Below are 7,327 nucleotides of genomic sequence, written 5' to 3'. Positions count from 1 at the left end.
TAAACTGTTTTTTAATTCTGTAATTATTTTTTCCATCAATTATTTACCTCTTATATATTAAAAATATACCTAAAATTAAGTATATTCTATAAATATCAAGAGTTTTCTACAAAATTAAAGAAMTATTTTATTGTCAATATTTATCTATTATATTTTTTATTTTTATTATTTTTGCACACTAAAAAATAATTTTTATTTAATTTAACATTTTTAAAATTAATAAATTAAAAACTAAATACTTAAATTTTTAACTTTAAGAACTTCAACTAAATTATTTTTATTAATTACAATATTTTTCATTTCTTTATTATTTTTCATATTCGTTTCACTATTAGTTTTAATCATTGAAGCAGTTAATAAATTATTAAAAGTTAATTTATTATAAATTTTACCTCCTCTACCTTTAACACTTTTCGCTTTCGAAATATCACCTTCCATATGACAACCGATATTATTAGGGAGAATTTGATTACGAATACCTTTTTCATTATTTTTAATATATTTAATTGTTTTTAATAAATAACTTCGTTTATTTCCAACAATATATGGCAAAAGAGAATTTAATAAATCTAATAATTCATCATATTTGCCATTATAAAAATAGTGTTTTGCTATATTATATTTTATTTCTTGCATTTTATTTCTTTTTCGATATGATCATAAATGTTCAATTTTTTTAACTAAATGATACTTATCTAAACTTACATCAAGAATATTATCTTTAAATTCTTTTGCAATAGCATTAGCAATAGTTTCAATATAATTTGCACCATCACCCAAAACTAAAATCTTTGTATCTTTTTTAATATTATAACTATGCATTGCTTCAATAACTTTATTTGTAAACACCTTAATATTAGTTAAATTTTTAATTTTATGTGGAATATTATTCATTTCGAAAACACCTTTTTTATTTTCAATTACTGGTCTTTTTTCAGTTGATTTTTCCTTATCAAACCCAGTATGTATACTAGAAATTAATATATGTTCTTTTAGTTTTTCTTTGGTTTTATCATCTCGCATAGTTTGAAATGTACCATCCGCTTGAACATATATAGTATCTCGAGTAATATCTATTTTATTACTTTGATTAATATGAATATAGTCAATTTTATCTAAATCAACATTCTTATAAATATTTGATATTGTCATATTACTAACTTTTGAATCCGCAACTGTATCTATAACATCACCATATCTTTTTCCATCCCCCATAAATGATAATATTTTTTCGCGCAATGAATTTTCTGTTCTTTGTCATTTTTTAATTTCCAAATATTCATCTAACAAAAAAACATATACTTTTCTTTTTAAAATTTCATCAAAATAATAATATCTTCTTCGCGGAATAGTTACATGGCATCTTTTTGTTATTATAGTTTTATTTCTTTTTTCTTTTATTTTATATTTTTGATATTGTGGATCTTCTTTTGTCATTTTAAACAATTCATCATCTTTTTTAATTAATTTTTTAGTAATATCTTCAATATATTTTTTATCATTTTCTTCTTCAGCATCTTTAAAAAAATCGATATTTGTAATCATTTTAACATTTCCACTTTCTAATTATTATCAAATAATACTCACACACTAACTCTAATTTAAATATTTGTCAAATTTAATTTTAATAAAAACAAGATTAAAAATAATTTTGTAATTGGAGGCGATAATTAATATTATTAACTATCTTAATTTTTATTAAAACAAACAGTTATGGTTATCCCCATATGTATGGTAAAAAAATAGAAGTTAAAAAATAAATAATATTAATTATTTTAACAAGTAATGCAAGAAATCTAATAATCATCCCAATATTCCTACCTTCCTAAAACAGCTCTAAAAGAGCTTATATATATATATATATATATATATATAATGTCAATAGAAATTGAAAAAAATATTCAAGGAAGAAAGGAAATAATATGAAAAAACTTTTAGGATTATTAGGAACAATTATGATAGCTGGAAATGCAATACCATCAGTCATTGCAGCAGCACCTAATCGAAAACACAATATTAAAAAAAGACAAAATAACGAAAATACCTCAAATACTCCAAAAACGCAAGATGATCAACAATCTCAATTTTCAACAATTTCAGATAGCAAAGTTGAGATTATTGAAAAAGAAATTATTTTAGATGAAAATTATTCTGATAATATTCAAAAAATGTTACAAGAACTTATTAAAAATAATCAACTTGACCCGTTAAGAATGATAAATAATGAAGGAATTATTAGAACAGATTATTTTGAAACACAAGATAAAAGAAATGAACGAGAAGCTAATATTAAAATTATAGAAAAATTAGAAGAAATTTTAGAATTAAGAAAATTTAATGTGGATAAGATAAGAATTTTAGTTTTAACTTTAAAAAATAAAGATAACAATGAAATAAGATTAATAATTAATTTAGATAATTTTTACCTGCAAGGATTTATCAATAACAATAATCAATATTTTTATTTTAAAGAAGAAAAAAGTATTGATCAATGAAAGCAAGAAATAAAAAACTTAACAGAAGAATTAAAAAAATGACAAAAAATAAAAGAAGAAATTAAACTTTTAGATTTAGAAAAACTTAATAATAACAAAAATATAATTGAAGAAATTGACAAAAATAAAGAAAATTTAAAAAAAGAATTGAGTAAAAATTATAAAGAAAATAAAGAAAAAATTGATTTTTTAAATAAAAATTTATTTAATCAAATTCAAATAAATAATCAAGATTCAGGAAATATTAATAAATTAAATGAATTAAAAGAAAAAGTTGAAATATTAAAAAAAGAAAATATATATATCGGTCAAATTCAAGAAAAATTAAATGTTTATCAAAAAATTCAACAAATAAGGCAAAATACTCTAAGTTTATTAAATAAGGGGAAAATGAAATCAGAAATTAAAAAAGGAGAATATGAAGAAAATATAAAAAACTATAGATGAGACAATGTATTTAATGAAATAAATACAATTATTGAAAGTAAAATTAATACAATTCAACATAAAAAAATTAAAGAAAATAAAATAAATGAAAAAATAATAAAAAAATATTCAATAAATGAAAATAAAAAACATATGTTAAATTACAATGGTTCATACCAAAATAAAGGTTTAAACGCTGTTAATCAAAATATTATTATTTCTCAGAATAATTTAAATAATGCAATTTCAAATTTATCAAAATTTAATAATGATAACAAACAAAATCAAACTATAAAAGATGATTTAACGCAAACGATTTTTATAACTAGTGAATTTATCCGTTTTGGATCTCATCTTAAATATTTTAATTATGAAAAAGATGGAAAACAAGTTGAATTTAAAAATATTCAAGAAGATATTCAAAATATTATTAATTCTATAAATGATAATAAAATTCAATGAAAAAATTATTCTGAACAATTAATTGGCGGATGAATAGCGGCCAGTAAATATTTAGAACAAAGGAAAAAAGAAATTTTTCAAGATTTAAAATTATTTATAAACTATTTTATGATTCAAGATAGAATTATTAAAAAATTAAAAAAAACTAAAAAAGAATTAATTTTAAATAAAAACGGATTAGAAATGATGCTTAAATTATTTTTTAATATTATAGAAAAAAATATTTTTTTAAATTCAGATCAAAAATTAATAAAAATTTGAGAAAAACAAAAAGAAAAAACACAAAATGAAGAAAAAATTAAAAATTTAAATAAATTAATAAATAAAGAAAAACAATTTAAATATCGTCTTTTAATGCTTCTACAATCTATTTTTTTTTAGGATTATAAAAATTGTGGAAACAAATGAACTTTTTGTCAGTTGTCATTACGATAAAAAAATAACATATGATGAATTAAATAATATGGAGGAAATTCCATTATTATCCGTTTTAGTTATTAAAAATAATTTAGATTTTATAGAATTATTAATTTGAAAAAAACCGGAAATAATAAACGCAACAAATAAATCTGGTAATACCCCTTTACATTATGCTTGTTTATTTGATGTGAGTGATAAAAAAATAGATCAAGAAATGATAAATGAAAAAATTAAAGATATAGATAGTTATTTACGTTTAATTTCACAATCAAAAATAAGTAATGATGAAATAGAAGAAAGTAAAAATAATTTATTAATACAATTTTTATTAGAAAATAGTCCAAAAGAAATTATTAATAAACCAAATAAATCTGGTAATACCCCTTTACAATTAGCTATATATAGTAATAATATAAAAGCTGTTGAATTATTTATACAGAAAGCGAAAGAACTATATGGTGAACAATCACAACAATTTAAAGATTTCATCAACGCAAAAAATAATTTTAATAATACCCCTTTACATTTTGCGATGCAACAATTTGGAACACTAAAAATTAAAAATATAAATATTATTAAATTATTACTTGCAAATGGTGCTGAAATTAACACAAAAAATAATGATAATATAACACCATTATATGCAGCATCATTCAACAACAATATAAAAGCTGTTGAATTGTTAATTAAAGAAGCTAAAAAATTATATAAGGGGGGTGTCTCTGAAGAATTTAAAAAAATTATTAACATAAAATCTAAAAAGTATGGAATGTCATCGCCTATACATGCTGCTATACATCAAAACCATATAGAAATTGTTAAATTGTTGCTTGCAAATGGTGCAGATGACAATATCGAGATGATTTCTCAATCTTTAAATTGTTGTAAAGAAAATAATAATAATAATAATGATTGAAAAAAAACAAAGAGAAAAAGTATTAAATTTTTTAGAAAAATATTATGAATTAAATAAAAAAATAAAAAAAGATGAAGAATTAATAAAGAATTTATCAGAAAAATTTACACCAGAGCAAAAAGAACAATTAAAAAAGAAAATTAAAAAAAGAATAGAAACCAATAGAAAAGAATTAAATGAATTATTACAAATTCAACTATCAGATGTTATTACAAAAACTGATTTAGGGGAATTACCAGATAATAATAGTCCAGAAACTATTTTAAATAAACTAAGAGAACTAAATCCTAATTTAGATATTAGTAAAGTTAAAGTACACGAGAATAGCATTACTGATACTGCCGCAAGTATTGAAACAATTGATAAAATATATCCTGATGATACAGTAAAAGTTACATTTACACTTACTAAAAAAACAAATAATTCAAATTATCCACAAAAACAAAAAAATGATGATTCTGAGAATAATATTGGAAATAAAAAAAATTATCCAGTTAAAAATCAATCTATTAAATCTGTTAATATTAGTGGAATGCAAAATCAAAATAATCTATATGATGTTCTTCCGGATAATAGTTGTTTGTTTTGATCTGTAGCAACTGCTTATTTATTACCTGTAAGAAATAATGATGAAAAATTTAAAACAAGATTTATTCAATTATTTGGTGAAGAAAATTTAAAATATTTGCAACTTATTCAAAAATTATTAAAGCAATATAATTTAGAAAATAATAGCAATACTCAATTATGATATCAAGATCAAACGACAAATAATTTAGTTACAAATGTTTTTCGTAATCGCGTTATTGATTATATACAATCACATTTAGATACAATTCCAACTAGTAATGGTGAATTAACATTTAGGAATCTTATTCAAGAAAATAATGAAATTGATTCTACTTATTTGGAAAGAATGAGACAACCATCAACATGAGGTGGTCTGTCAGAAATAATAGCAATGGCCAATATTTTAAATGCTAATATTAGTGTAAATAATGATGCACCTTATCAACCAATTAATCAAAATTCAACCAATACTATAAATCTATTTCATGTTAATAATAGAACTCATTATAATTTTGCTTTAACACCAGAAGATCAACCAAATCACCCTAGTGCTATTAATGACAATCAGAAAAATACCCCTGTAGTTGACACAACAAATAGACCAAATAATTTACAACCAACAAACACAAAATCAGAGACAAAGGTAATTTTATCTAACAATTATGATGATAATCAGGGTAATAATATTATCAATCCACAAGAAAAAAATGAAAATTAAATTACAAAAAAATGAATATCATTTTTTAGATAAAAAAACAGAAGACAATAGTTTGAAAAATGATGAAAATTTAGAAATTAACTTAATTAAAAACAATAATAAAATAAATACAAATGCCCCTGTAGTAAATAAACCAATAAGCACAAATAAAAATATGGAAAATTTACAAAAAACAAATGCCAAGACAATAAGTAAATATAACACCCTTTCAAAAGCAGAAAAACAACAAAAATTAAATGAAATTAATCAACATTACCAAAATCTATCTGAAAATGATAAAAAAAATTTTAAAGATAAATTAAAAGCAATCGGTACATCTGCTATTGGTGCCGGAATTAGTGCGGTTGGAACAAAAATAACTGTTAGTGGCGGGGGGGCGGCGAGCAATGCTGCCGTATCAACGGGTGAAGCGATGGAAATGACTTCACTATTATCAGAAGAAGGTTTGGCAGCGGCTGAAACTTTATCAGTCGCAGAAGGAACAACGGCAGTTATTGCGACAGAGGGATCTATAATTGGTGCAGAAGCTGCGACAGCTAGTGCATTAGCTCCCGAAACATTAGGTTTATCATTAGTAATTGGAGGATTAGCAATCGCCGGAACAGCAATCATTTGATGATTAAGTGGTCATGATAATACACAAGCAGTTAAACATGAATCACATAATCAATATAATGAAATTGAAAAATACTATAAATTTTTAGCTCATGATCAATTAAAATTAGATATTAATATTACTAAATGAGATAAAATTAAACAAATTTATCAAGAAAATTCAAATAATTATCAAGAATTTAAAAATAAAATCAAATCAGAAATTACTAATTTTCACAAAGAAGATCATAGTGGTTGGGGAGGATCACTTACTGATGATGATATTAATACTTTAATCAATATTATTTATAATCATTTTCAAGAAATAAATAATCATTTTTCATCTAATCCTAATCACGGCTGAAAAATTGTTACAAATACAATTGGCAGTTATTTTATAATTGAGGAGGAATAGAAAAATGAAAAAAATATTAATTATTTTAGGAACAATTAGTTTAATTACTAGCGGAAGTAACAATTTAATAGCATGCGACAATAATAATTTTTTAAAAAAACTATCTCCAGAAGAAATAGAAAAATTAAAAAAAGAAAATAGTAAAATTATAAAAGGTAATAAATTAGAATGAATAGCACCACAAGAAAATGTAGAAACCACACACATTTTGTACTTTTGTGGTATTTACATTTTTACAAAATAAATTTTATTAATATTTTAAATAAGGAGTTGAAATTATGCAAACAAAACAATATTTTGTTTTGCGTWKK

The 7,327-nt window shown here is 21.8% G+C and carries 6 protein-coding genes; 5 read left to right on the top strand and 1 reads right to left on the bottom strand.

The window, feature by feature from the left end:
- Nucleotides 1-231 precede the first annotated feature (231 nt).
- Complete coding sequence (locus EHV01_RS02060) at nucleotides 232-1,545, bottom strand: Mbov_0401 family ICE element transposase-like protein (RefSeq protein ID WP_422065990.1); 1,314 nt, start codon at nucleotides 1,543-1,545, stop codon at nucleotides 232-234.
- A gap of 377 nt (nucleotides 1,546-1,922) precedes the next feature.
- On the opposite strand from EHV01_RS02060, the gene EHV01_RS02055 reads away from it, so the two are divergent.
- From EHV01_RS02055 to EHV01_RS02035, 5 genes are read left to right on the top strand one after another with little or no spacing between them, the layout of a single operon-like run.
- Nucleotides 1,923-3,764, top strand: a complete 1,842-nt coding sequence (locus EHV01_RS02055; RefSeq protein WP_422065989.1) for a ribosome-inactivating family protein — start codon at nucleotides 1,923-1,925, stop codon at nucleotides 3,762-3,764.
- A gap of 13 nt (nucleotides 3,765-3,777) precedes the next feature.
- Complete coding sequence (locus EHV01_RS02050; protein WP_422065988.1) at nucleotides 3,778-4,776, top strand: ankyrin repeat domain-containing protein; 999 nt, start codon at nucleotides 3,778-3,780, stop codon at nucleotides 4,774-4,776.
- On the top strand, nucleotides 4,712-6,007 hold the full coding sequence (locus tag EHV01_RS02045; protein ID WP_422065987.1) for an OTU domain-containing protein: 1,296 nt from the start codon (nucleotides 4,712-4,714) through the stop codon (nucleotides 6,005-6,007). Before EHV01_RS02050 ends, EHV01_RS02045 begins: the two co-directional genes overlap by 65 nt.
- Entirely contained in the window at nucleotides 5,997-7,016 is a 1,020-nt protein-coding gene (locus EHV01_RS02040) for a hypothetical protein (protein ID WP_422065986.1), read from the top strand. The genes EHV01_RS02045 and EHV01_RS02040 overlap by 11 nt, the downstream gene beginning before the upstream one ends.
- 4 nt (nucleotides 7,017-7,020) lie before the next feature.
- The gene (locus tag EHV01_RS02035) at nucleotides 7,021-7,260 is read left to right on the top strand and encodes a lipoprotein (protein ID WP_422065985.1); all 240 of its coding nucleotides are present in this window, start codon (nucleotides 7,021-7,023) and stop codon (nucleotides 7,258-7,260) included.
- Nucleotides 7,261-7,327: the final 67 nt, after the last annotated feature.

The sequence above is a fragment of the Spiroplasma sp. hy2 genome, from assembly GCF_044714365.1.
Lineage (GTDB): Bacteria > Bacillota_I > Bacilli_A > Mycoplasmatales > Mycoplasmataceae > Spiroplasma > Spiroplasma phoeniceum.
The sequence above is the reverse complement of the archived record's forward strand: the minus strand, read 5'-3'. Positions and strand labels throughout refer to the sequence as shown.